This window comes from Saccharopolyspora rectivirgula DSM 43747, assembly GCF_000497205.1.
Classification (GTDB): domain Bacteria; phylum Actinomycetota; class Actinomycetes; order Mycobacteriales; family Pseudonocardiaceae; genus Saccharopolyspora; species Saccharopolyspora rectivirgula.
In genome coordinates, this window is record NZ_AYJW01000009.1 from 1 (window position 1) to 22,702 (window position 22,702).

The window sequence follows — 22,702 nt, forward strand, 5'->3', positions numbered from 1 at the left end:
GGTTAACGGGCGGGGTCCGGTGCGAGCCCCGGTGGGAACGGTCTGGACCGCTTCGCGCGTTCCACAACCAGCGCTAACCCCGAAGGGGTGTGCTCTGCGTGAGTGACTGTCCCCTGTACGTGTGGTCAGAGTGGTGCTGCACACTGATCACAGGTGGACATGGGTTTCTGATGTGAACGGACTGTGCGCATGAAAGTGTTGCGTAATCCCGGTGGGGGTAGTGCGCGAGTTTCGCGCTGGCTGGCTTGCCTGGTGCTGGGATTGATCGCCGCGCTGGTCACCGCTTGCGGGGGAAGCGGGGCCAGCGGGCAGAACGAGCAATCCACGCCGGATCCGGTGGTGCAGTTCTCCCCGGAGGACGGCGCCGAAGGGGTTTCCCCGGCCGACCCGGTTTCGGTGACGGTGCAGCACGGCAAGATCGACGAGGCCGTGCTGACCAACGACGAGGGGGAGGAGATCCCGGGGGAGGTCTCCGAGGACGGCACCAAGTGGACGGTGGGCCAGAAGCTCGGCTACAACCGCACCTACACCCTGGAGGTCACGGTGCGGGGCGAAGGGGGCTCCACGGTCACCGAGAAGGCCGAGTTCTCCACGATCAACCCGGAGAACCAGACCTACGTGTCGATGAACCCGCTCGACGGGCAGACGGTCGGCGTCGGACAGCCGTTGGCCTTCTACTTCAGCTCGGACAGCCCGGCTCCGGACAAGGAGAAGGCGGAGCAGGCCATCAAGATCCAAACGGAGCCTGCGGTGGAAGGCGCCTTCTACTGGTTCAACGACCGGGAGGTGCACTGGCGCCCGAAGGAGTACTGGAAGCCCGGCACGACCGTGCGCGTCTCCATCGACGTCTACGGCCGGGACCTGGGCAACGGCGTGTGGGGTGAAGAGGACCGCGAGGCCACGATCAACATCGGGGACTCGGTCATCCTCCGCGCCGACGGTGCCACGCACCAGATGACGGTGGAGAAGAACGGCGAGGTGCTGCGGACCATCCCGGTGGCGTTGGGCAAGCCCGACTTCCCGTCCAACAACGGGGTGCACGTGGTCACCGAGCACCACGCCACCAAGATCATGGACTCCACCACCTACGGGTTGCCGCTGGACCAGGGCGGTTACCGCACCGAGGTGAAGTGGGCGGTGCGGATCTCCAACGGTGGGGAGTTCTTGCACGCGGCTCCGTGGGCCGCTGGTGACCTCGGTCAGCGCAACGTCAGCCACGGCTGCATCAACATGACCGACGAGGACGCCAAGTGGGTCTACGACCTGCTGAAGAAGGGGGACGTGGTGATCATCACCAACTCCGGTGGACCGGACCTCCGTCCGTGGGACGGGTTCGGCGACTGGCAGATCCCCTGGGAGCAGTGGGTGCAGGGCAACAAGTAGCCGGTGAAGGGAAAGGCCCCGCTCCGTTGGAGCGGGGCCTTTCTGCTGGGGTGAGTGACGGGATTCGAACCCGCGACACCTGGGACCACAACCCAGTGCTCTACCAACTGAGCTACACCCACCGCGGCTCCTGGCTGACCTCACCGGTCTCCGCCGGAGCAACGCTCACATCTTAACGTGTGCGATTTCGTGTTCTGACACCGGTCTGCGCATTGGTCGAAAGGCCCGGTCAGCGGCCGTTTCGGGCGGCTGACCGGCTGTCGACCTCAGTCCGACCCGTTGAGCAGTTCAGCGGCCACGGCCTGCGCCTGCTCGCTGGTGGGGCCGGGCTGCGGGACGAACGCGGTGCGGCGGTAGTAGGCCAGTTCGCGGATCGATTCCTTGATGTCGGCCAGGGCCCGGTGCGCCAGTCCCTTCTGCGGCTGGGCGTAGTAGATCCGCGGGTACCACCGGCGGCACAGCTCCTTGATCGAGGAGACGTCGACCATCCGGTAGTGCAGGTGCCCGTCCAACTGCGGCATGTCGCGGGCGATGAACCCCCGGTCGGTGGCGATCGAGTTGCCCGCTAACGGCGCGGACCGGCTTTCCGGCACGTACTGGCGCACGTAGTTCAGCACCTGCTGCTCCGCTTCGGCGAGCGTGACGGTCGAGCGCCGGACTTCTTCGGTCAGGCCGGAGCGCTCGTGCATCTGCCGCACCACGTCGTCCATCCCGGCGAGGACATCGTCATCGGCGTGGATGACGATGTCCACTCCATCGCCGAGGATGTTCAAGTCGGCATCGGTGACCAGAGCCGCGATCTCGATCAGCGCGTCTTTGCGCAGGTCGAGACCTGTCATTTCACAGTCGATCCACACTAGACGGTCGTTCACTCAAGTGAGCCTAGCGCTCCGAGTTGTGGATCTTGCAGTGGCCGCTGGTCACTCGGCGAGTCGGGACCGCAGTTCGCGGGCCAGGACCTTGCCGGTGGCGTTGCGGGGCAGTTCGTCCACGAAGACCACGTCGCGGGGCAGCGCGAACTTGGGCAGCCGGGGGCGGATCCGATCTCGCAGCTCGTCGGCGTCGAGCTTCGTCTCCGGCTGCAGCACGACGAAGGCGGCCAGCCGCTGGCCGAACTCGGCGTCGTCGACCCCGACCACGGCGACCTCGGCGACCTCGGGCAGTTCGGCGATGGCGTCCTCGGTGGCCTTCGGGTAGACGTTCTCGCCGCCGGAGATGATCATGTCGTCCTCCCGGCCCACCACGTACAGCCGGCCGGCGGTGTCGAAACGCCCCAGGTCACCGGTGTTCATCAAGCCGTCGAGGACTTCGCGGCCGGAGCCGTTGGTGTAGCCCTCGAACAGCATCTCGTTCTTGGCGAAGATGCGACCGGTGACCCCGGGCGGGACCGGGTTGCCGTTCTTGTCCAGCACGCGCACGACCGTGCCCAGCGGTGGCCTGCCCGCGGTGTCGGGGGCGGCGAGCAGGTCTTGCGGGGTGGCGATGCTCACCCAGGAGACCTCGGTGGAGCCGTAGAGGTTGTAGAGGACGTTGCCGAAGGTCCGCTGGAAGCGGGTCGCCAGGTCGGCGGGCAGGGCGGAGCCGCTGACCGCCACCACGCGCAGGGAGCGGTGGTCGTACCGCTGCCGGGTTTCCCGGGGGAGCTCCAGGATGCGCTGCAGCATCACCGGCACCGCGAACAGCGAGGTGCAGCGGAACCGCTGGGTGGTGCGCAGCGCGCGTTCGGGGGCGAACTTCCGCTGCAGCACCATGGTGGCGCCCAGCACGGTGGACAGCTGGAAGGCGGCGAAGCCCCAGGTGTGGAACATGGGGGCGCAGATGAGCACGCGTTCGCCGGCCTTCAGCGGGATGCGGGACAGCAGTGCCGCGGCCGGGGACAGGCCGGGCGGGTCGGGCCGGCGAGCGCCCTTGGGGGTGCCGGTGGTCCCGGAGGTGAGCACGATCACCCGGGAGTGCCGGGCGGGTTTGGGGAGCCACCCGGTGGGCGTGGTGTGGATGAGGTGCTCGAGCGTCTCGTGCTCGGTGGTGCCTTCGGTCCAGCCGAGCAGCACGTCGAGGTCCTCGGGCAGGTGGGGGAGGTGTTCGGTGAACTCGCCGTCCAGCACCAGCAGGCCGATGCGCTGTTCGCGGCACACGTCGTTCAGCTGCGGCCCGCTCAGGCCGGTGTTGAGCAGCACGACGTCGACGCCGATCTTGGTGGCGGCCACGATGGTTTCGAGCAGGCCGTGGTGGTTGCGGCAGAGCACGCCGATGCGGGCGCGCGGCCGGAGCCGGTCCCGCAGGGCGAGGGCGAGGCGTGTGGTGCGCTGGTGGACTTCGGCGTAGCTGAGCGCGCCGCGTTCGTCGATCACGGCTGGGCGGTCCGGGTGCCGGATGGCTCCGGTGGCGAAGCCGAACGGCAGGGTGGTCCCCCAGTGGCGCCAAGCCAGGAAGATGCGCCAGAGCTTGTCGGGGCGCATGGGGCGCACGACGCCGTGCTTGCTCAACAGCCAGGTCGTCCGCAGTCCGGTGGCGGCCGGTGGCTCGGGGCGGCTGGTCCGGCGAAGCGATCGCACCCAGGTCTTCAATGCCTCCACCTCTCGATCAGTTAACTACTGGAGAGTAGATAATGCCGTCTGGCCGATGAGGTGGGAAGAGCTGCGGCCAAGACTGCAGGAGATCGGCCAGCGCGGTCCCGGCCTCACCACTGGATTCTGCCTCCTGCCGCCCAGTTTGACGTGACGGAGAACACGGCGGCAGCACGAGCGCACAACGAACAACCCCAGCCGAGAACTGCCGGCTGGGGTTGGCGACTCGGTCGAACCGGTGTCACACCGGTCGGACGATCAGCGCGTTGGGCTCGGCCTCGAAGGTGATGGCGCCTTCGTAGTCGGCGATCGGCATCTCGTCGCGAACCAGCTGGTAGAGGCTGCCGGTGGCGGCCACCCGGACCTGCTGGGCGGTCAGCGTCCGCTCGGCGACATCGGTGCCGCCGAACTTGACCTCCAGGTTCTCCTCCTGCAGCGCGATGGTCACCCAGCCGCCGGGAACGGTCAGCTGCTCGCCGTCGTGCTCGATGAGCAGCTGCGCCTCCGCCGGGTCCTCCGACCGCAGCGCCACGTGCGAGAGGGCGACGTCGCGTTCCCCGGTGTCGGTGGACAGGCCGATCACCGACCGCTTCGCCTCCTCGCCCGCGGTCTCGCCCGGGCGGGGGGTGAGCACCGGCGCGCCTAACTTGGCCGCGATCCGGTAGGGCTGCCACGATCCAGCGCCGATCAGGTTGATCACCGCGTCGACCTTGGTGTCGGCCACCAGTCGCTCACTGCCCGGCGCCGGGGTGAGCTCGATGGCCGCCAGCCCCCGCTCGTTGAGCAGGTCGCGGAGCGCCTTGGCCCGCTGGCGGCTGGTGCGGTCGAAGCCGCGGGTGATGGCCACCGTCCCCGAATCACCAGCTGCTTGCGCTGCTGCGGCGGTCAGATCCGACAAAGGAGCCCAGTTCAGCGCCGGATCGGCGTGGCGAAGCTGGCTGCGGGAACTGGTAACGCTGGAGGCTTGGGTCGTGGTTTCCATCATTGTCCAAGCTTAATCGGCATTGTGGGCTTTCCTGAGCTGCCTGTGGAGTAGTGCGGATGTGAATTTGGTCGCTGGAGAACGCGGGGATTCCAGCGGTTTTCCATTCCGGGCCTTTCCGCGCAGTGGAGAAACGCGCTGCGGGGTAGCGGCGATCACTCCTCTGACGGCGATTCGAGGGGGCTGGATGACCGAGCTGCTCTTTCCCGAACTGAGGCGTGATCCGCAAGAGGCCGGCCTGGCCCGGGGGGTGCTGATGCGCTGGTTGGCCGACGACGGCAGTCCCGTGCAGGTGGGTGACCGGTTGGCGCAGGTGCGGTTGGAGGGCGAGGCCACCGGGCGGACGGTCGGCTGGGTCTCCGCGCTGGCCACCGGAACGCTGTGGCACCAGGTGCGCCCGGGCGAAGTGCTCATCCCGGGGGCCGTGGTGGGGTTGATCGACTGACCTCCGCTGCGTCCGGCAGGTTCTGTTTTGCCCGGCCGTGGAGTAGGTTGGCGGCAGTGACGCGGGGTGCCCGAACTGGTGCGGGCTGAGATCACACCCGTTGAACCTGACCTAGGTCGTACTAGCGGAGGGACGTCATGGTTCCGAACGTGCTGTCCATCGCGGGCACCGATCCCAGCGGCGGAGCCGGGGTGCAAGCCGATCTGAAGGCGTTCTCGGCCAACGGCGCCTACGGGATGTCGGTGGTGACGGCGCTGGTCGCGCAAACCACCACCGGTGTCGCGCAGGTGCACGACATCCCAGCCGAGTTCGTCACCGCCCAGTTGACCACTTTGCTGGACGACGTCCGGGTCGACGCGGTGAAGATCGGAATGCTGGGCAGTGCGGAGGTGATCCGCGCGGTCGTCGCCGTGCTGGACCGCTACGCGCCGCCCCACGTGGTGCTCGACCCGGTGATGGTGGCCAAGAGCGGCCACCGGCTGCTGGAGCCGGAAGCGGTGGGCGTGCTTCGGGACGAATTGCTGCCGCGGGTCGACCTGATCACCCCCAACCTGCCGGAAGCCGCGGACCTGCTGGGGGAGGCCGAGATCCGGGACGCGGCGGAGATGCCGGCCCAGGCGGGGCGGTTGAGCGAGCTCGGCGCGAAGAAGGTGCTGCTCAAAGGCGGGCACTTGGACGGGGCGGACAGCGTCGACGTGTACTGCGGTGACGGGGTTCGCGAGTTCCTCACCGCGGAGCGGGTGGCGACCCGCAACGACCACGGCACCGGCTGCACCTTGTCGTCGGCCATCGCGGCCCTGCGTCCGCAGCACCCGGACTGGCTGAGCGCCATCCGCGCGGCCAAGAGCTACTTGACCGAGGCGTTGCGCGCCAGCGAACGGTTGGACGTGGGGCACGGGCGCGGGCCGGTGCACCACTTCCACCGGTGGTGGTGACCGACTTCGAGTCCGCTGTGGAGGCCGATGATGAGACTTCCCGATCCGCCCGCGAACGGTTTTTGCGCCCGCGCTTGGCAGCACACGGCTGAACTGCAGCAGGCGATCGTCGAGCACCCGTTCAACACCGCGCTCGCCGACGGCTCGCTGGACAGGGAGCGGTTCGCCTTCTACATCGTCCAGGACGCCCGCTACCTGGTGGGGTTCGCCCAAGCGCTGGCGGCTGCGGCGAGCCGCGCTTCCTCGCCCGAGGAGGCGGAATTCCTCGCCGGGGCCGCGCACGGCGCGCTGGCCGAGGAACGCCAGTTGCACGCCGGTTACATCGAGCAGTTCGGGTTGGGCGAACAGGACATCGCCGGGATCCCCACGTCCCCCACGTGCGAGGCCTACACCTCGTACCTGCGGGCGTGCGCGCTCGGCGAACCGTACCCGGTCCTGGTGGCCGCGCTGCTGCCGTGCTTCTGGGTCTACCAGCACGTGGGGACGGAGATCTTGGAGAAGGTGGGTGATCTGGACGGCCACGCCTACCGGGCGTGGATCCAGACGTACGCCGACGAAGAATTCGCTCGGACCGTGCTGGGCGCCAGGGAATTGACCGATCGCCTGGCCGCAGGTGCCGGGGAGGAGATCGGCGAGCGCATGTTGCAGGCGTTCACCCGGGCTGCGGAGTACGAGTGGATGTTCTGGAACAGCGCTTGGACCCAGGAGCGCTGGCCGACGGAGGCCTGGGTTCGGCATTGAAGGAACGGACCGCCCCGGTGCTCGGGGCGGTAACGTTTCCAGTGGCCGCGGCGATGATCTCAGTGGTTCCGCTGATCAACAGCGGGCTGCTTTTCTTCCCATTCCTCCTGGCATGAAAGTTCTACGGCCGTGACGTATTCGCTGTTCGTTGTCCTCATGGGCCTGTTGGTCCCAGTCCTGGCCGCTGCGCCGTTCTACGTGATGGGGCATCGCGAAGCATCCGAACAGGATGGTCAGTCGCAGTCCCCGCTCGTCCCGTAGACGGTGCGGGCCAGCTCCGCTTTGGTCCCCTGCAGTGCGCGCAGGGTTTCCGGGGGGAAGCCCCCGCTGGTGGGCATGTCGGGAACTCGCAGTTCTTCGGCGATGCCCCAACCTGATCCCCGATCGACCAGAGAGCGGTGTTTGGTGCTGTAGTAGTCGGGGTTCACGGAAACAGCGACTCCGTGGGCCCCGGCTGCGGCGGCCATCAGGTGCATGTGGAAACGGCTGGACAGCCAGCACTGCCCGGTGGCCGCGGGCAGCCCGGCAGCCATGATTTCGGAGAACGGGTAGAAGCGGGCGCCGGGGAGGTCGTGCTCCACGAGCGCGAAGACTTCCCGGTCCACGCGTGGAATGCCTTCCACGAAGCCGATCTGCTCCGGGGCGACTTCCCAGTGGCGCAGCGTGTCGAGCAGGAATCCGGCCAGGGCCGGCACGCTGACCTGGAGCATGTCCGACTGCAAGCACACCATGACGTCGGGCAGGTCGTCGGTGCGGTAGAGGCCGGGCTCGACACCGAAGAACATGTCGTCACCGGTCAGCGAAACCTCGCAGGTGTCCTTGAGCAGGCCTGCTGACGCTTCGTCGCGCACGTCGACCACTGCGAACTGGGCGGCGAGGGCCCGCAGCAGCGGGCGGGCTTCCTCCTGCGTCGGCCACAGGCCCTGGCCGGTCATCGCGGCGCGCCCACCGGAGCGGCGGGCGGCCGCCACGGTGGCCGCCAGCAAACCGATGTGCCGCGGCCAAATGCTGTTGATGAAGCCGCCGCCGATGACGTGGAACAGCTCCATGCGGGCGGCCAATTCGATCCCGGCGACCCAGCGCGGCGCCAACCCCGGGTCGTTGATCGCGTGCTGCACGAAGGAAGCGACGGCCCACGGTTCGTCGGACGGGGCTTCCCAGCACAGTCGCCAGAAGGTGTCGGTGAACCGCACGCGGGGGTGGAAGTGCCCCAGCAGCACCGAGCTCGGCCCCGGGTTGGGGCAGTCGACCCAGACTTCGCTGTCCGGAGCTGTCCGGGCCAGGTGCTTGAGCCAAGTAGCGGTGATCAGTTCGTCCCCGTAGTTGGGGTGACCACTGGTTGCCACCAGGTAGATGGCCGATGGTGTCTGCTGGACCACAGGGTGACTCCAACGGGTTAAGCCGTCGTGTGCTCCTGTGAACCTAGCAATACCGGGGTGCCGGTGGCGCTGGGGCAGTGGCCGCAGGAAGTGGCGTGATCCTGGTTACAGTTTGTCGAGCTCCGTGCGGATCCGGTTCAGCCGCTGCCGGGACCGGTTGAACTTGGCGGCGAAGTTCTTGGCGAACAGGTTGGCGGGGAGCTCGGGGATGTCCAGGGCGGTGAAATCGGACTCTGCTGCCGCGTTCTCCGACTGCCGGTCCGAACCGGTTTTCTCGGCGAGCCGGTCCGAACCGGTTTTCTCGGCGAGCTGCACTCGAATCCGGGTGCTGCTGGTGGCCGAGGCGCTGTCCTGCCCGGCCTGCGCGCCCTTCTCGGACGTCGCCTTCTTCGTCCGCTCGAGCAGTTCGCTGGCGGCCTGTTGCGGTCGGGCGGTTGGGCGCAGGGCGTGCTTGCCGGTTGGCGCGGATCTGGTGCTGGTGTTTTCCGGCCGCCGGCTGGCTCGTTGCAGCAGCGGCCAGAAAACGAGGGTGGCCAAGGTGAAGCCGATGAGGAACATCAGCACGAGCAGGTCCACGGGAGTCTCCGATCAGCTCTGTCGGGCGGTTCCGGTGGGGTCGGCCGGCGGGGTGGCGCCGTTGGTGTGGTGTTCCGGTTCGAACGGGATCAGGAAAGAACGGATGCCTTCCCGCTGCTCCGGGACCACGGCCTGGGCTGTCGGGGCCTTGTCGGCTTCCCCTTCTGCCGGTCCGCCCTCCTGCTGCAGCGCTTCCGTGCGGTGGCGCAGCGCGTCCACCGAGGTGTCCAGCGTTTCCTTGGCCATGCTGAGCGCACCGAGGACCGAGTTCCGCAGCTCGGCGAGTTCTGCTTGTTCGGCCCGGATCTCCTCCATGGTCTTCTGGTAGAGCCGTTCGGCTTCTTCCTTGCGCTGCTGGCAGGCCTGCTCGGTCTCCTCGCGGAGCCGCTCGATCTCCTCCTGGGCCGCGGACATCGTCTTCTTGTACTCGTCGCGGATGGCCGCCCGCATGCGCTGTTCCCGCCGCCGGATGTCGCTGGCCTTCTGCTCGTGCTCCCGGTGCAGCTGCTTGCGCCGCTCGTCGATGTCGTTGATCAGCTCGGTGCACTCCGCGCGGATCTCGCTGGCGGTCTGCTCGGCCTGGCTGATCAGTTCACGGGCTTCGGTCTCAGCGCTCTTGCGGATGACTTCAGCCTGTCGTTTGGCTTTCTCCCGCAGGGTCTGGACTTCTTCTTCGGCGATGGACAGCATGTTCTGCACACGCTGAGATGCTGCCGGCAGGCCGGTGTCCGAGGATTCGATGCGCTTGAGCCGCTGTTCCGCTTCATCGAGCGCGCGTCTGGTCTCGTCGTACAGCTTGCGCAGGTCGTTGTTGAGCTGCACCGCTTCGTTGCGGTCGATGGTGACCATGCGGAGCTGGTCTTCCAGCAGCTCGATGTGCTCGATGACCTGTTTGCGGTCGAAGCCGCGCAAGTTGATGTCGAATCCCGGCCGGAGCGGGACGACGGCTTCTGCAGCGTCTTCCATCACGGGCTCCTCTCCGGGCGGTGAGTGGGGGTTGTCGATGTCCCGGAGAGTAAGCGGGTTTCGATGATTCCGCCCAGCAAGGCGCGACTGCCACCACCTGATCAGGTAGTGATTCGCCGGGTCAGGTGGCAAGGCTGTTTATTCCGTTCTGCAGTCCACAGTGCATTGTCCGCCCCGGAACGGCCACTCGGGGCTAGCCCCTTCCGCTGACCCGGAGTTAGGTTAGGCTCGGCTGTCTTGCGGGAAGGGAGAACGTCCGTGACAACTGACGCTGAGCTGGTTGGACGAGCTCACCAGCGCTCTTCGGCGTTGTTGCGCCGCTGGCTGGCCGAAACCCACACTCCGGTGACGGAGGGCCCCTTGGAAGTGGCTGTTGGCCCCCTGCGGTTGCGCACGGACGTGGGCTACGCGTCCCCCACCGGGGCGCACGGATTCGGACCTGTTCGAGTGATCAATGGCAAGTGTCCGGTTGCGGTGGCCGAGCCGGTGCTGCTAGCTGCCGCGTGTGCGGCGGACGCCCAGGCCCGGGCGCTGCCGTCGGACCCGATCAACGATCCCGCTTCCGGCTCGCTGGTCGACTGGGCGGTGCGGGCCCCGCTGCGGGGGGAGATCGATCCTCTCGAGCTGAACGCCGAGCTCGCCGCGCTGGCGTGCAACATCTCCGATGCCGGTCAAGCGCGTTCTTGGCTGGCCGGGCACGTGGAGAGCCGCCTGCTGCCGGTGCTGCGGGCGCGTGCCGCCGATGTCCCGGAGGAGGTGACCGCCGAGCTGCTGACCGGAGAGTTGTTCGCCGTGATCGGTGTGCTGGGCAGGCGCGGGGTCGTGCCCGAGCGGGAGCTGCTCGACGAGCTGGCCGGGCTGTTGCCCAAGATCGCCGAGGCGTATCCGGAGACCGAGCGCTTGATCGACCGCTGGCTCGCCGCGCCCACGGTCACCGCTCGTGCCGCGCTCAACGGCTCCGGCCTGCGGTACCGGGATGGCGGCGAGGTCCGGCTGCAGCCGGTGGCCTTCGAGGTGCCCAATCCGCTCTGGCAGCGGCCCGCCGAGGAGGTTCCCGGGGTGCCGGTGCCCGACCTCGGGGAGGGGTGGTCGCTGCGGCCGGTGGAGTTGACCGGCGCGGACGGCGGGCCGGACGCCGCGCTGGTGCACCGGTGGATGAACACCGAGCACGTGGCGGTCAACTGGCACCAGGACTGGCCGCTGGACAAGTGGCGGGCCGAGCTGGAGACTCAGCTGGGCGGAGCGCACTCGCTGCCCTGCATCGTCAGTCGGGACGGGCGCGAGGTCGCCTACCTGGAGCTGTACCGGGTGACCCGGGACAAGTTGGCCCGCTGCTACCCGCACCACCCGCACGACCTGGGGGTGCACATCGCGATCGGGGAGCCGGACGCGATCGGCCGCGGGTTCGGGTCGGCGCTGCTGCGCGCGGTGGCCGAAGGGCTGTTGGCGGCGGATCCGCAGTGCCGGCGGGTCGTGGCGGAACCGAACGTGCACAACGCGGCTTCGGTGCGGGCCTTCACCAAGGCGGGCTTCCGGAAGACGGCGGAGATCGGTTTGCCGAACAAGAACTCGGCGTTGATGGTTTTCGAGCGCGGGTGAGCCACCCCACGTGATCTGTCGCAGCGCGAACCGATGAAATAAGGTAAGCCTTACTTAATCTTGGCGATGATCGTGGGGAGTGCGATGTCGGAGTTCCTCGACGGGGAGACACCCGAGGTCTTGCCCCTGTCAGCGGCTCAATCCGGGATCTGGTTCGCCCAGCAGCTGGACCAGGGCAACCCGGTGTTCAACACCGCGGAATACCTCGACATCGAAGGAGCGCTCGACCCCGAGCTCTTCGCGACCGCGTTGCGGCAGGTCACCCGGGAAGCCGACGTGCTGCGCCTGCGGATCCTCGACACCCCGGAGGGACCGCAGCAGATCGTCGAGCCCGAACGGGACCCGCAGCTGGCCGTCGTCGACCTGACCTCAGCGGCCGACCCGCAGGCGCGCGCGCACGAGTGGATGCGCGCCGACCTGCAGCGGCCGGTCGACCTCGCCTCCGGCGACCAGCTGGCTACCAGCGCGCTGTTCCGGATCGGCGAGCACCGCTGGTGGTGGTACCAGCGTATCCACCACGTGGCCATCGACGGCTACGGCTTCTCCATCCTGCTGCGGCGGGTCGCCGAGGTCTACAGCGCGCTGGCCGCCGGCGAGCAGCCGCAGCCCAACCCGTTCGGACCGCTCCGCTCCCTGCTGGAGGCCGAGCGGTCCTACCGCGAATCCGAGAAGTGCGAGAAGGACGAGAAGTTCTGGCACGACCAGCTGGCGGACTGGCCGGACGCGGTTTCGCTGGCCGGGCGCATCCAGCGGACGGCGCGCGGCTTCCGCCGGCAGACCGGTGAGTTGCCCGGCAGCACGGTGCGCTTGCTGGAAGCGGCCGCCGGGCAGAGCCGCACTGCGTGGACGGACGCGCTGGTCGCCGCGTTCGGCGCGTACCTGCACCGGATGACCGGTTCCCGCGACGTGGTGCTGGGCTTGCCGGTGATGGGCCGGCGGGGCTCCGCCCTGCGGGTGCCCGGAATGGTGGTCAACGTGCTGCCGCTGCGGCTGCGCATCGCCCCCGGCACCACCCGAGGCGAGCTCGTCGCCCAGGTGGCCCGGGAAATCCGGCAGCTGCGCAAGCACCAGCACTACCGGGGCGAGGACCTGCGCCGCCAGCTGCGGGGCGGCGGCACCGACCGGCCGCTGTTCGGCCCCATGGTCAACATCAAGTCCTTCGACTACGACCTGCGCTTCGACCAAGCCCCGGCGACGGTGCGCAACGTCGCCGCCGGCCCGGTCGACGACCTGACCCTCACCGCCTACACCACCGGAGCGGACCTGCAGCTGGAGTTCAACGCCAACCCCGAGGCGTACGCGGAAGACCAGCTGGCGGACCACCGCGCCAGGTTCCAGCGCTTCCTCGCCGAGTTCGCCACCTGCCCGGCCGACACCCCGGTGGATCGCATCGAGCTGCTCTCCGCCGAAGAGCGGCAGCGGATCCTCCACGAGTGGAACGCGCCGGTGCCGGGCGTGGAGCAGGCGCCGCGGAAGACCCTCCCGGAACTGTTCGAGGAACAGGTCGCGCGGACCCCGGACGCGACAGCCGTCAGCTACCAGGGGATCGAGCTGACCTACACCGAGCTCAACGAGCGGGCCAACCGGCTGGCCCACCACCTCGTCGACCACGGGATCGGGCCCGAGCAGCTGGTCGGGCTGGCGCTGCCGCGGTCGGCCGACCTGGTGGTCGCCATCCTCGCGGTGCTCAAGGCCGGCGCCGCCTACCTGCCGCTGGACCCCGGCTACCCGGCCGAGCGCATCGCCTACATGGTCGCCGACGCCGAACCGGTGCTGTGCATCACCGACAGCGAGCACAATGGACGGTTGCCGGACGGTGTCGCGCAGGTCGTGCTCGACGACGACCGGTGCGTCGAGGAGATAACCCGGCACTCCTCCCGCGACCTCAAGTCGGGAGAGCGCGGCCGGTTGACACCGGACCACGCCGCCTACGTCATCTACACGTCCGGCTCGACCGGGCGGCCGAAGGGCGTGTCCATCCCGCACCACAACGTGGTGCGCCTGTTCACCGCCACCCAGCCGTGGTTCTCCTTCACCAGCGACGACGTGTGGACCCTGTTCCACTCCTACGCGTTCGACTTCTCGGTCTGGGAGCTGTGGGGAGCCCTGCTGCACGGCGGGCGGCTGGTCGTGGTGCCGTACGAGATCAGCCGCTCCCCGAAGGAGTTCCTGCAACTGCTCAGCCGGGAGCGGGTCACCGTCCTGAACCAGACGCCGTCGGCGTTCTACCAGCTCATCGAAGCGGACGGGGAGAACCCGGGGACGGAACTGGCGCTGCGCTACGTCGTCTTCGGCGGGGAGGCGCTGGAGCTCTCCCGGTTGACCAGCTGGTACGAGCGGCACCCGCAGCAGCCGAAGTTGATCAACATGTACGGGATCACCGAAACCACCGTGCATGTGACCTGCATGGAGCTGGACGAGCAGCGGGTCGCCCGCCGGGAAGGCAGCCTGATCGGTCGGGGCATCGGTGACCTGCGCGTCTACGTGCTCGACGACCAGCTGCAGCCGGTGCCGCCCGGGGTGGTGGGCGAGATGTACGTGGGCGGAGCTGGCGTCGCCCGCGGCTACCTCGGCAAACGAGCGCTGACCGCGCAGCGGTTCGTCGCCGACCCCTACGGGCCGCCCGGCTCCCGCATGTACCGCTCCGGCGACCTGGCCCGGTGGCGCGCCGACGGGCAGCTGGAGTACCTCGGCCGGGCCGACCACCAGGTCAAGATCCGCGGGTTCCGCATCGAGCTGGGCGAGGTCGAGGCGGCCCTGGCCAGCCACCCCCAGGTCACCCAGGCCGCGGTGGTGGTGCGCCCGGACCAGCACGGCGACAAGCGCCTCGTGGGCTACACCGTCGGGCGGGCCGAGCCGAAGGAGTTGCGCGCCCACCTGGCGGAACGGCTCCCGGACTACATGATCCCCGCCGCGCTGGTGCCGATCGAGCGGATGCCGTTGACCGCCAACGGGAAGCTGGACACCGCGTCGCTCCCCGAGCCCGCCGCGACCGGCTCGGGGCAGGGGCGCAAGCCGCGCACCGCCGCGGAGGAAACCCTCTGCCGGCTGTTCGCCGAAGTCCTCGGCACCGACGAGGTCAGCATCGACGACAACTTCTTCGAACTCGGGGGGCACTCCCTGCTGGGCACCCGGCTGCTGGCCAGGGTGCGCGCGGAACTGGGGGCGGAACTGACCATCCGCAGCCTGTTCGAGCACCCCACGGTGGCCGGACTGGCCGAGCAGCTGCGGGCCGGCACCGCGCGTCCCGTGCTGCGGCCGATGCCTCGGCCCAAGCAGATCCCGCTGTCGTTCGCCCAGCAGCGGCTGTGGTTCCTCAACCGCCTCGAAGGCGCCACCGCCACCTACAACCTGCCGCTGGTGCTGCGGCTCTCCGGGGAGGTCGACGAAACCGCGCTGCGGGCGGCGGTCGCGGACGTGACCCGGCGCCACGAGAGCTTGCGCACCGTCTTCCCCGACACCCTCGGGGATCCGCGGCAGCAAGTGCTGGACGAGCCCGCGGAACTGGCCGTCGTCGAAACCTCCGATGTGGACGCCGAGCTGGCCGCGACGGTGCGCCAGGGCTTCGACCTCGCCGAGCAGCCGCCGCTGCGGGCGGTTCTGCTGCGCGGCGCCGAGGAGAGCGCTCTGCTGCTGCTCCTGCACCACATCGCCGCCGACGAGTGGTCGCTGCGGCCCCTGGTGCGGGACCTCGCCACCGCCTACTCGGCGCGGGTGCGCGGGCAGGAGCCGGACTGGCAGCCCCTGCCGGTGCAGTACGTGGACTACACGCTGTGGCAGCGCCAGCTGCTCGGCGACGAGTCCGATCCCACCAGCCTGGCCGCCGAGCAGCTGGAGTTCTGGCGGGACGCCCTCGCCGGTCTGCCCGACCAGCTGGAGCTGCCGACCGACTTCCCGCGCCCGGCGGTGTCCAGCCACCAGGGCGACTCGGTTTCGTTCGAGCTCTCCCCGCAATTGTTGGAGCAGGTCCGGCAACTGGCCGGGCAGCACCAGGTGAGCGTGTTCATGGTGCTGCAGGCGGCCTTGGCCGCGCTGCTCACCCGGCTCGGCGCCGGAACCGACATCCCGATCGGTTCCCCGACCGCGGGCCGGGAGGACGACGCGCTCAACGACCTGGTCGGCTTCTTCGTCAACACCCTGGTGCTGCGCACCGACACCTCGGGCGACCCGAGCTTCACCGAGCTGCTGTCCCGGGTGCGCCGCACCGACCTGGCCGCCTACGACAACGCCGAGCTGCCGTTCGAGCGGCTGGCCGAAGTGCTCAACCCGGTCCGCTCGCTGTCGCACCACCCGCTGTTCCAGGTGATGCTGGCCTACTGGAAGGCCGGTGACGAGCTGCGGGTCGAGCTGCCCGGCCTGGACGTGGCGGTGGAAACGGCCGACCCGGGGGCGGCCAAGTTCGACTTGGCGTTCAGCGTGACCGAACGCGCCGACGGCGGCGCTGAAGGGCTGGTGCAGTTCAGCACCGACCTGTTCACCCAGGACACGGTGGAAGCGATGGCCGCCCGGTTCGTCCGGCTGCTGACCGCCGCGGTCGCCCGGCCGACCGAGCCGATCGGTGAACTGGACGTCCTCAGCCCCGAGGAGCGCGACCAGCTCTTCGCGCGGGGCGACGCCACGGCGCGCGTCCAGGGGCCGGCCGTCACGTTCCCGCAGGTGTTCGCCGAGCGGGTGCGCAGCGACCCGGACAAGCCGGCGCTGGTCTTCGAGGACGTCGAGCTGTCCTACCGGGAATTGGGCGAGCAGGTCCAGCGGTTGGCCCAAGCGCTGGTCGAACGCGGGGTGCGGCCCGGGGACGTCGTCGGGGTGATGCTGCCCCGCTCGCCGGAGCTGATCACCAGTCTGCTGGCGGTGATGACCGCCGGGGCGGCCTACCTGGCGCTGGACCCGGACTACCCGGTGGATCGGCTGGCCTACATGGTGGCCGACGCCCGGCCGCGGCTGGTGATCGGTCAGCCGCGGGAAGGCCTGGACATCGAGCTGCTGGACTGGCGCGCGACCCCGCAGCAGCCGCAGCAGCTCCCGCAGCCCGAGGTGGACGACCCCGCCTACGTCATCTACACCTCCGGCTCCACCGGCAAGCCCAAGGGCGTGGTGGTGCCGCACCGGGGCGTCGCCAAGCTGCTGGCCACCCAGGCCGAGCGGGTCGGGGTCGACTCCAACAGCCGGGTGCTGCAGTTCGCCTCGCCCAGCTTCGACGTGGCGTTCTGGGAGATGTGCATGGGGCTGCTCAGCGGCGGAACCCTGGTCGTGGTGCCGGCCGAGCGCCGCGTCCCGGGTGAGCCGCTGGCCGAGTACACCCGCCGCCACCGGGTGACCCACATGGCGATCGGGCCGTCGGTGCTGGGGATGTTCCCCGACGACACCGAATTCCCCGCGGGGTCCACTGTGCTGTGCGGGGCGGAGAAGGTGCCCGCCGAGCTGGTGCAGCGGTGGGCGACCAAGTACCGGATGCTCAACTGCTACGGGCCCACCGAGGCGACGGTGAACTCCACCCTGTGGGAGTGCGCGCCCGAGCAGGCGGCGACGTCGGTGCCGATCGGCGTGCCCGACCCGGGGGTGCGGCTGTACGTGCTGGACGAGAAGCTGCGCCCGGTGCCGCCGGGGGTCCTCGGGGAGCTCTACGTGGCCGGGCCCGGGCTGGCCCACGGGTACCTCAACCGGCCGGGCCTGACCGCGGAGCGCTTCGTCGCCGATCCCTACGGGCCGCCCGGTTCCCGCATGTACCGCACCGGCGACGTGGTCCGCTGGCGGCGGGACGGGGCGCTGGACTTCGCCGGACGAGCCGACGACCAGGTCAAGCTCCGCGGTTTCCGCATCGAGCTCGGCGAGGTCGAGGCCGTTCTGGGCCGGCACCCCGCGGTGAGCCAGGCGGCGGTCACCATCCGCGAGGACACCCCGGGCGACAAGCGGCTGGTCGGCTACGTGGTCGGCGATGCGGACCCCGTCGAGCTGCGCCGCCACGTCGCCGAGGAGCTGCCGGACTACATGGTGCCGTCCGCGGTGGTGCGCATGGACGCGTTGCCGTTGATGCCCAACGGCAAGTTGGACCGCCGCGCGCTGCCCGCCCCCGATCCGGAGCAGGCGGTCGGCAACGGGCAGCCCCGCAACCCCACCGAGGAAATCCTGTGCGGGCTGTTCGCCGAGGTGCTCGGTCTGCCCCGGGTGGGCGTGGACGACAGCTTCTTCGACCTGGGCGGGCACTCCCTGCTGGCGGCCAAGCTGATCGGCCGCATCCGGGACGCGCTCGGGGTGCAGATCAACGTGGGAAGCCTGTTCGCCGCCCCGACCGTCGCCGGGCTCGCCGAACGGCTCTCCAGCGGTGGTCGGGACGCGCTGGACATCCTGCTGCCGCTGCGGACCGAGGGCAGCAAACCGCCGCTGTTCTGCGTGCACCCGGCCGCCGGGTTGGCCTGGCCGTTCTCCGGGCTGCTCAAGCACATCGACGCGGAACGGCCGATCTACGGCATCCAGTCCCGGGGGTTGGCCGAGCCGCAGCCGGTCGCGGCCAGCTTGGCGGAGATGGCGGCCGAGTACTTGGAGCACATCCGCACCGTGCAGCCCCACGGGCCCTACTACTTCCTGGGTTGGTCCTTCGGCGGGGTGGTCGCCCACGAGATGAGCACCCAGCTGCAGGCGCAGGGAGAGGAGGTGCGGTTGCTGTGCATGCTCGACTCCTACCCGCAGGACGTGTGGGACGAGCTGCCGACCGAGGAAGAGGCCTTGCGCGCCCTGCTCTACATGGCGGGGTACGACGTCTCCCAGCTCGGTGACGAGCCGCTGACCCGGCGGGAGGTGGTGGAGGTGCTGTCCGCGGAAGGCAGCGCCCTGGCCAACCTCGAGGAGCACACCATCACCGCCATCATCGACAACTTCGCCAACTGCGCGGTGCTGGAGAACAGCGCCGACCACGACACGTTCCACGGTGACGTGCTGTTCTTCACCGCCACGGTGAACCCGGCGAAGGAATCGCTGACCGCGCAGATGTGGCAGCCCTACGTCGACGGCGCGGTGGAGAACCACGACATCGCTTGCGAGCACAAGGACATGACGCAACCGGGGCCGATCGCCGAGATCGCGGCAGTCGTCGATCAGCGGCTGCGGGAGGTCGACGGCCGACCGGGCGGTGACAGCGGAACTGGCTGCGCAGAGAGGAGCGCGCGGTGACGAACCCGTTCGAGGATCCGGAGGGCGCGTACTACGCCTTGGTCAACGACGCCGACCAGTACTCGCTGTGGCCGGCGCAGATCCAGGTGCCCGAGGGGTGGACGATCGCGCACGGTCCGGCGGATCGGAAGTCCTGTCTGGACTTCATCGAGGAGAATTGGACCGATCTGCGGCCGGCCAACTCCGTTTCATGATGCTGCGGGGTCTTGCCAGCCGGGTGGACCCGCGGGTCGCGGTGTGCGTGGTCTACGTCGCCGCGATGTTCATGAACGGCATGGACGCCACGATCGTCAACGTGGCGCTGCCGGCCATCGGCAGCGAGTTCGCCGTCGCGCCCAGCGCCACGTCCGCGGTCAACGTCGGCTACCTGGTGAGCCTGGCGGTGTGCATCCCGGTGTCCGGGTGGCTCGGCGACCGGTTCGGCACCAAACGGGTCTTCCTGGCCGCTTTCGGCTTGTTCGTGGCGGCTTCGGCGATGTGCGGGGCCGCCACCGGCCTCGGCCAGCTCACCGTCGCCAGGGTGCTGCAGGGCGCGGGTGGTGGTGTGGTCACCCCGGTGGCCCTGACCATGCTCTTCCGGGCTTACCCGCCGGAGGAGCGGATGCGGCTCACCCGGCTGCTGATCCTGCCGACCGCGGTGGCCCCGGCCTTGGGGCCGGTCCTGGGCGGGTTCTTCGTCGACCAGTTGAGCTGGCGCTGGGGCTTCTACGTCAACGTGCCGATCGGGGTGGCGGCGCTGCTGTTCGGCGCGCTGTGCTTGGTCGAGCACGTGGAGAGCCCGGGGAGGAGCTTCGACCTGCTCGGTTTCGCGCTGTCCGTGCCGGCGCTCGGGCTGTTGATGTTCGCGCTGGAGGCGGTGGCGCACACCGGTCCGGCGGATCTGCTCTTCTGGGGGACCGGGCTTGCCGGGTTGGCGTGCCTGGTGGCGCTGGTGGTCACCCAGTTGCGCACCGCTGAGCCGATGCTGGAGCTGCGGCTGTTCACCGACGCCTCGTTCCGCCGGGCGAGCCTGGTGCTGGTCGCCTGCGTGGCCGGGTTCACCGGCACGCTCTACGGATTCACCCTGATGTACCAGACCGGGTTGGGGGCTTCGGCGTGGCAGACCGGGTTGGTGACGTTGCCGAAGGCGGTCGGGCTGATGGTCGCTTCGCAGCTCATCGGCTGGCTGCACCGGCGGTGCGGTTCTCGACTGCTGATCGCCGGGGCGATGTGCGGTGCGGCGGTTTCGTTCGCGCTGATGAACGCGGTGCACGCGGAGAACGCCTGGTTCGCCGGTTTCGTCCAATTCGCTTCGGGGTTCTTCGTGGGATTGGCTTCCGCCGCGCTCCAGGTGGTCGCTTTCAGCACGATCAGCAGTTCCGACACCGCCAGCGCTTCCACGCTGTTCAACGTGGAGCGCCAGGTCGGTTCTGCGTTCGGGGTGGCGGCGAGCGCGAGCGTGCTGGCGCTGCTCGGCGCCCAGCAGTCCGCGGCTCTGGGCTCCTACCACGCCGCGATGCTGCTCTGCGCCGGTTTCGCGCTGGTCGGTGCCCTTTTTTCCTTGCGGCTCAGGGATTTCGCGCCAGTGGAACCGGTGTCTTCCGGGGCCGCGAAGCAGGAGCAAGAGATCTGAGCCACCGTGGGGAAGACAAGCGCCCCATGTATGGTTAGGCTAGCCTTAGCTACGTTGATCGTCCGGGAGCAGGAAGGAACGCATCGCATGACTACCGCGGGCCGACCTCGGCACAAGCGCCCTCCGGCACGAGACCTGCAGGTGTTGCGGACCGTGGACCTGACTCCGTCGATGCGGCGCATCACCCTGGGCGGAGAGGAGCTCAACGGCTTCCTGGACGAGCACAACGGCCCGAACGTCAAAGTCTTCGTCCCGCAGCTGGGGCAAGAACGTCCCGTCCTTCCGGTCCTCGACCCGGAGACCAACCGCTACATCTGGCCCTCCCAGCGGGAACGCCCCACCATGCGGACGTACACCGTCCGGCGGTACGACGAGCAGCGCGGCGAGCTCGACATCGACTTCGTGCTGCACGAGCACCGCGGAGTGGCTTCCAGCTGGGCGCGCGAGGCCAAACCGGGTGACCGGCTCGGCATCATGGGGCCCGGCGGCAAGACCTGCCGTCCTGGCGACTGGTACCTGCTGGTCGGTGACCAAACCGCGCTGCCGGCCATCTCGGCGATCGTGGAAAAGCTGCCCGTCACCGCGCGCGGACAGGTTTTCGTCGAAGTGGCCGACGAAGCGGAAGAGCAGCACATCGAGTGCCCACCGGATCTGCAGTGGACCTGGCTGCACCGGAACGGAACTCCGGCTGGCCAGTCCAGGCAGTTGATCTCCGCGGTGCAGTCGCTGGAAATTCCAGTCGAGACAGGCGTCTCCGCCTGGGTTGCCGGAGAATCTGGCATCGTTCGCGGTATTCGGCGCCACTTGCGCAATGAACGGGGGTTGGACCCCAAATCGGTGCTCGCCATCGGTTACTGGAAAAACGGAATGGCGGAACCGGAATATCACGACAAGCACAATCACGACCGCGACTACTGAGCACGTCCGGCACCGGCAGGCAGCGTATTTCCGGGATTCCCGGAATGGCCCGCTATTGCCTGGTGCGGGCATTGCGGCGCTGGCGATAAGGGGACAACGTGTCTTCAGCATCGATTGATGAGCAGGGTCCCGTGTACGACATCGTGGGGATCGGCTTCGGTCCGGCGAATCTGGCCCTGGCCATCGCAATCGAGGAGTACAACCGGACGGCAGCGGAAGAGGACCGGCTGCACGCCCTCTTCCTGGAGCAGAAACCCGAATTCCGCTGGCACGACGGAATGCTCATCGAAGGCACCACCATGCAGGTGTCCTTCTTGAAGGACCTGGTCACCATTCGGAACCCGGCCAGCACGTATTCATTCCTCTCCTATTTGCACGAGAAGGACCGGCTGGTCGACTTCATCAACCACAAAACGATGTTCCCCAGCCGCATCGAATTCCACGACTACCTGTCGTGGGCGGCTGGCCGGCTCGCCCACCTGGTCCGGTACGGCACGACCGCGGTCGAGGTCGACGCGGAGGGCAGCGGTTTCACCGTCCGAGCCCGGCGCGGTGACCAGCTGGTGACCTACCGCGGCCGCAACGTGGTCCTCGGGCTCGGCCTGGAACCCAAGGTGCCCGACGGCGTGCAGCTGGGAGAGCGCGTTTGGCACAACTACGACCTGCTGGAGCGGATCGAAGAACTGCGCGGCCAGCAGCCCCGCCGGTTCACCGTGGTCGGGGCGGGCCAGAGCGCCGCCGAGGTCACCGACTACCTGCACCGCAGCTTCCCGGACAGCGAAGTCTGCGCGGTCTTCCGCCGGTACGGCTACTGCCCGGCCGACGACAGCCCGTTCGCCAACCGCATCTTCGACCCCGCGGCCGTGGACGACTTCTACGCCTCCCCGGCCGAGGTCAAGCAGATGCTGATGGACTACCACGGCAACACCAACTACTCGGTGGTCGACCTGGAGCTGATCGAAGAGCTCTACGCCCGGCTGTACCAGGAGAAGGTGCAGGGCAAGCAGCGGCTGCGGATCTTCAACGCCTCCCAGGTCGACTGCGTCGAGCAGACCGGGGACGGGGTGCGGGTTTCGGTCCAGTTCCTGCCCACCGGGAAGCGCACCGAGCTCGACTCCGACGTGCTGATCTACGCCACCGGCTACCGGCCCCGCGACCTGACCGGCCTGCTCGGTCGGATCGCCCAGGACTGCTGCCGGGGTGCCGACGGTCAACTGGAAGTGGAGCGGGACTACCGGGTCCGCACCACCACCGACCTGCCCGGCGGCATCTACCTGCAGGGCGGCACCGAGCACACCCACGGCATCACCTCGTCGCTGCTGTCCAACGGGGCGGTGCGCGCCGGCGAGATCCGGGATTCGGTGCTGGCCCGCCGCGGCAGCGAGCTGCCCCCGGAGCCGGCCCTGCGCTGATCGTGATCGGGCGCACTGCC

Annotated in this window: 16 protein-coding genes, 1 tRNA gene and 1 riboswitch; of the genes, 10 read left to right on the plus strand and 7 right to left on the minus strand. The window is 69.0% G+C overall.

Annotation, left to right across the window (positions count from 1 at the left end):
* Positions 1-189 precede the first annotated feature (189 nt).
* The gene (locus SREC43747_RS0104245) at positions 190-1,383 is read left to right on the plus strand and encodes a L,D-transpeptidase (protein ID WP_051387677.1); all 1,194 of its coding nucleotides are present in this window, start codon (positions 190-192) and stop codon (positions 1,381-1,383) included.
* A gap of 46 nt (positions 1,384-1,429) precedes the next feature.
* Here SREC43747_RS0104245 and SREC43747_RS0104250 read toward each other — a convergent pair.
* From SREC43747_RS0104250 to SREC43747_RS0104265, 4 genes are all read right to left on the minus strand, one after another.
* Positions 1,430-1,505, minus strand: a tRNA-His gene (locus SREC43747_RS0104250).
* Between the two features lie 144 nt (positions 1,506-1,649).
* Positions 1,650-2,255: an oligoribonuclease gene (gene orn / locus SREC43747_RS0104255; protein ID WP_081722419.1), complete on the minus strand. Its 606-nt coding sequence runs from the start codon at positions 2,253-2,255 to the stop codon at positions 1,650-1,652.
* 48 nt (positions 2,256-2,303) lie between these two features.
* Entirely contained in the window at positions 2,304-3,950 is a 1,647-nt protein-coding gene (locus SREC43747_RS0104260) for an AMP-binding protein (protein WP_029719908.1), read from the minus strand.
* Between the two features lie 241 nt (positions 3,951-4,191).
* The gene (locus tag SREC43747_RS0104265; RefSeq protein WP_236623020.1) at positions 4,192-4,935 is read right to left on the minus strand and encodes a hypothetical protein; all 744 of its coding nucleotides are present in this window, start codon (positions 4,933-4,935) and stop codon (positions 4,192-4,194) included.
* Positions 4,936-5,119: 184 nt separating this feature from the next.
* Here SREC43747_RS0104265 and SREC43747_RS0104270 point away from each other — a divergent pair, with 184 nt between their 5' ends.
* The 3 genes from SREC43747_RS0104270 to tenA all read left to right on the plus strand — a co-directional run bounded on the left by SREC43747_RS0104270 (position 5,120) and on the right by tenA (position 7,053).
* A complete protein-coding gene (locus SREC43747_RS0104270; RefSeq protein ID WP_029719911.1) occupies positions 5,120-5,377 on the plus strand; it encodes a hypothetical protein in 258 nt (85 codons plus the stop codon).
* Positions 5,378-5,429: 52 nt separating this feature from the next.
* A riboswitch (TPP riboswitch) is annotated at positions 5,430-5,527 on the plus strand.
* A complete protein-coding gene (gene thiD, locus SREC43747_RS0104275; RefSeq protein WP_029719912.1) occupies positions 5,515-6,312 on the plus strand; it encodes a bifunctional hydroxymethylpyrimidine kinase/phosphomethylpyrimidine kinase in 798 nt (265 codons plus the stop codon). (Overlaps the previous riboswitch by 13 nt.)
* A gap of 30 nt (positions 6,313-6,342) precedes the next feature.
* Positions 6,343-7,053 (plus strand): thiaminase II, encoded by a 711-nt coding sequence (gene tenA, locus SREC43747_RS0104280; protein WP_236623021.1) that lies wholly within the window; start codon positions 6,343-6,345, stop codon positions 7,051-7,053.
* 233 nt (positions 7,054-7,286) lie between these two features.
* On the opposite strand, the gene SREC43747_RS0104290 is transcribed toward tenA, so the two are convergent.
* The 3 genes from SREC43747_RS0104290 to SREC43747_RS0104300 form a co-directional block, all read right to left on the minus strand.
* Positions 7,287-8,432, minus strand: a complete 1,146-nt coding sequence (locus tag SREC43747_RS0104290; RefSeq protein ID WP_029719914.1) for a polysaccharide pyruvyl transferase family protein — start codon at positions 8,430-8,432, stop codon at positions 7,287-7,289.
* 105 nt (positions 8,433-8,537) lie between these two features.
* Entirely contained in the window at positions 8,538-9,008 is a 471-nt protein-coding gene (locus SREC43747_RS0104295; RefSeq protein ID WP_029719915.1) for a hypothetical protein, read from the minus strand.
* Positions 9,009-9,020: 12 nt separating this feature from the next.
* The gene (locus SREC43747_RS0104300) at positions 9,021-9,974 is read right to left on the minus strand and encodes a hypothetical protein (RefSeq protein WP_029719916.1); all 954 of its coding nucleotides are present in this window, start codon (positions 9,972-9,974) and stop codon (positions 9,021-9,023) included.
* Between the two features lie 258 nt (positions 9,975-10,232).
* Here SREC43747_RS0104300 and SREC43747_RS0104305 point away from each other — a divergent pair, with 258 nt between their 5' ends.
* From SREC43747_RS0104305 to SREC43747_RS0104330, 6 genes are all read left to right on the plus strand, one after another.
* Positions 10,233-11,573 (plus strand): GNAT family N-acetyltransferase, encoded by a 1,341-nt coding sequence (locus tag SREC43747_RS0104305; RefSeq protein WP_051387681.1) that lies wholly within the window; start codon positions 10,233-10,235, stop codon positions 11,571-11,573.
* A gap of 66 nt (positions 11,574-11,639) precedes the next feature.
* Positions 11,640-18,740: a non-ribosomal peptide synthetase gene (locus SREC43747_RS0104310; RefSeq protein ID WP_236623022.1), complete on the plus strand. Its 7,101-nt coding sequence runs from the start codon at positions 11,640-11,642 to the stop codon at positions 18,738-18,740.
* Positions 18,737-18,934, plus strand: a complete 198-nt coding sequence (locus tag SREC43747_RS0104315) for an MbtH family protein (RefSeq protein WP_029719919.1) — start codon at positions 18,737-18,739, stop codon at positions 18,932-18,934. Before SREC43747_RS0104310 ends, SREC43747_RS0104315 begins: the two co-directional genes overlap by 4 nt.
* Positions 18,934-20,352, plus strand: a complete 1,419-nt coding sequence (locus SREC43747_RS0104320; RefSeq protein ID WP_029719920.1) for a DHA2 family efflux MFS transporter permease subunit — start codon at positions 18,934-18,936, stop codon at positions 20,350-20,352. The genes SREC43747_RS0104315 and SREC43747_RS0104320 overlap by 1 nt, the downstream gene beginning before the upstream one ends.
* A gap of 87 nt (positions 20,353-20,439) precedes the next feature.
* Positions 20,440-21,270, plus strand: coding sequence for a siderophore-interacting protein (locus SREC43747_RS19590; RefSeq protein WP_029719921.1), 831 nt, complete (start codon positions 20,440-20,442; stop codon positions 21,268-21,270).
* Positions 21,271-21,401: 131 nt separating this feature from the next.
* Positions 21,402-22,682 (plus strand): lysine N(6)-hydroxylase/L-ornithine N(5)-oxygenase family protein, encoded by a 1,281-nt coding sequence (locus tag SREC43747_RS0104330; protein ID WP_081722421.1) that lies wholly within the window; start codon positions 21,402-21,404, stop codon positions 22,680-22,682.
* Positions 22,683-22,702 lie beyond the last annotated feature (20 nt).

Excerpts from the sequence above, each read along its gene's own strand:
- SREC43747_RS0104245 (WP_051387677.1), top strand. The coding sequence starts at position 190 with ATGAAAGTGTTGCGTAATCCCGGTGGGGGTAGTGCGCGAGTTTCGCGC.
- SREC43747_RS0104265 (WP_236623020.1), bottom strand. The coding sequence starts at position 4,935 with ATGATGGAAACCACGACCCAAGCCTCCAGCGTTACCAGTTCCCGCAGC.
- SREC43747_RS0104270 (WP_029719911.1), top strand. The coding sequence starts at position 5,120 with ATGACCGAGCTGCTCTTTCCCGAACTGAGGCGTGATCCGCAAGAGGCC.
- thiD (WP_029719912.1), top strand. The coding sequence starts at position 5,515 with ATGGTTCCGAACGTGCTGTCCATCGCGGGCACCGATCCCAGCGGCGGA.
- tenA (WP_236623021.1), top strand. The coding sequence starts at position 6,343 with ATGAGACTTCCCGATCCGCCCGCGAACGGTTTTTGCGCCCGCGCTTGG.
- SREC43747_RS0104300 (WP_029719916.1), bottom strand. The coding sequence starts at position 9,974 with ATGGAAGACGCTGCAGAAGCCGTCGTCCCGCTCCGGCCGGGATTCGAC.
- SREC43747_RS0104310 (WP_236623022.1), top strand. The coding sequence starts at position 11,640 with ATGATCGTGGGGAGTGCGATGTCGGAGTTCCTCGACGGGGAGACACCC.
- SREC43747_RS0104320 (WP_029719920.1), top strand. The coding sequence starts at position 18,934 with ATGCTGCGGGGTCTTGCCAGCCGGGTGGACCCGCGGGTCGCGGTGTGC.
- SREC43747_RS19590 (WP_029719921.1), top strand. The coding sequence starts at position 20,440 with ATGACTACCGCGGGCCGACCTCGGCACAAGCGCCCTCCGGCACGAGAC.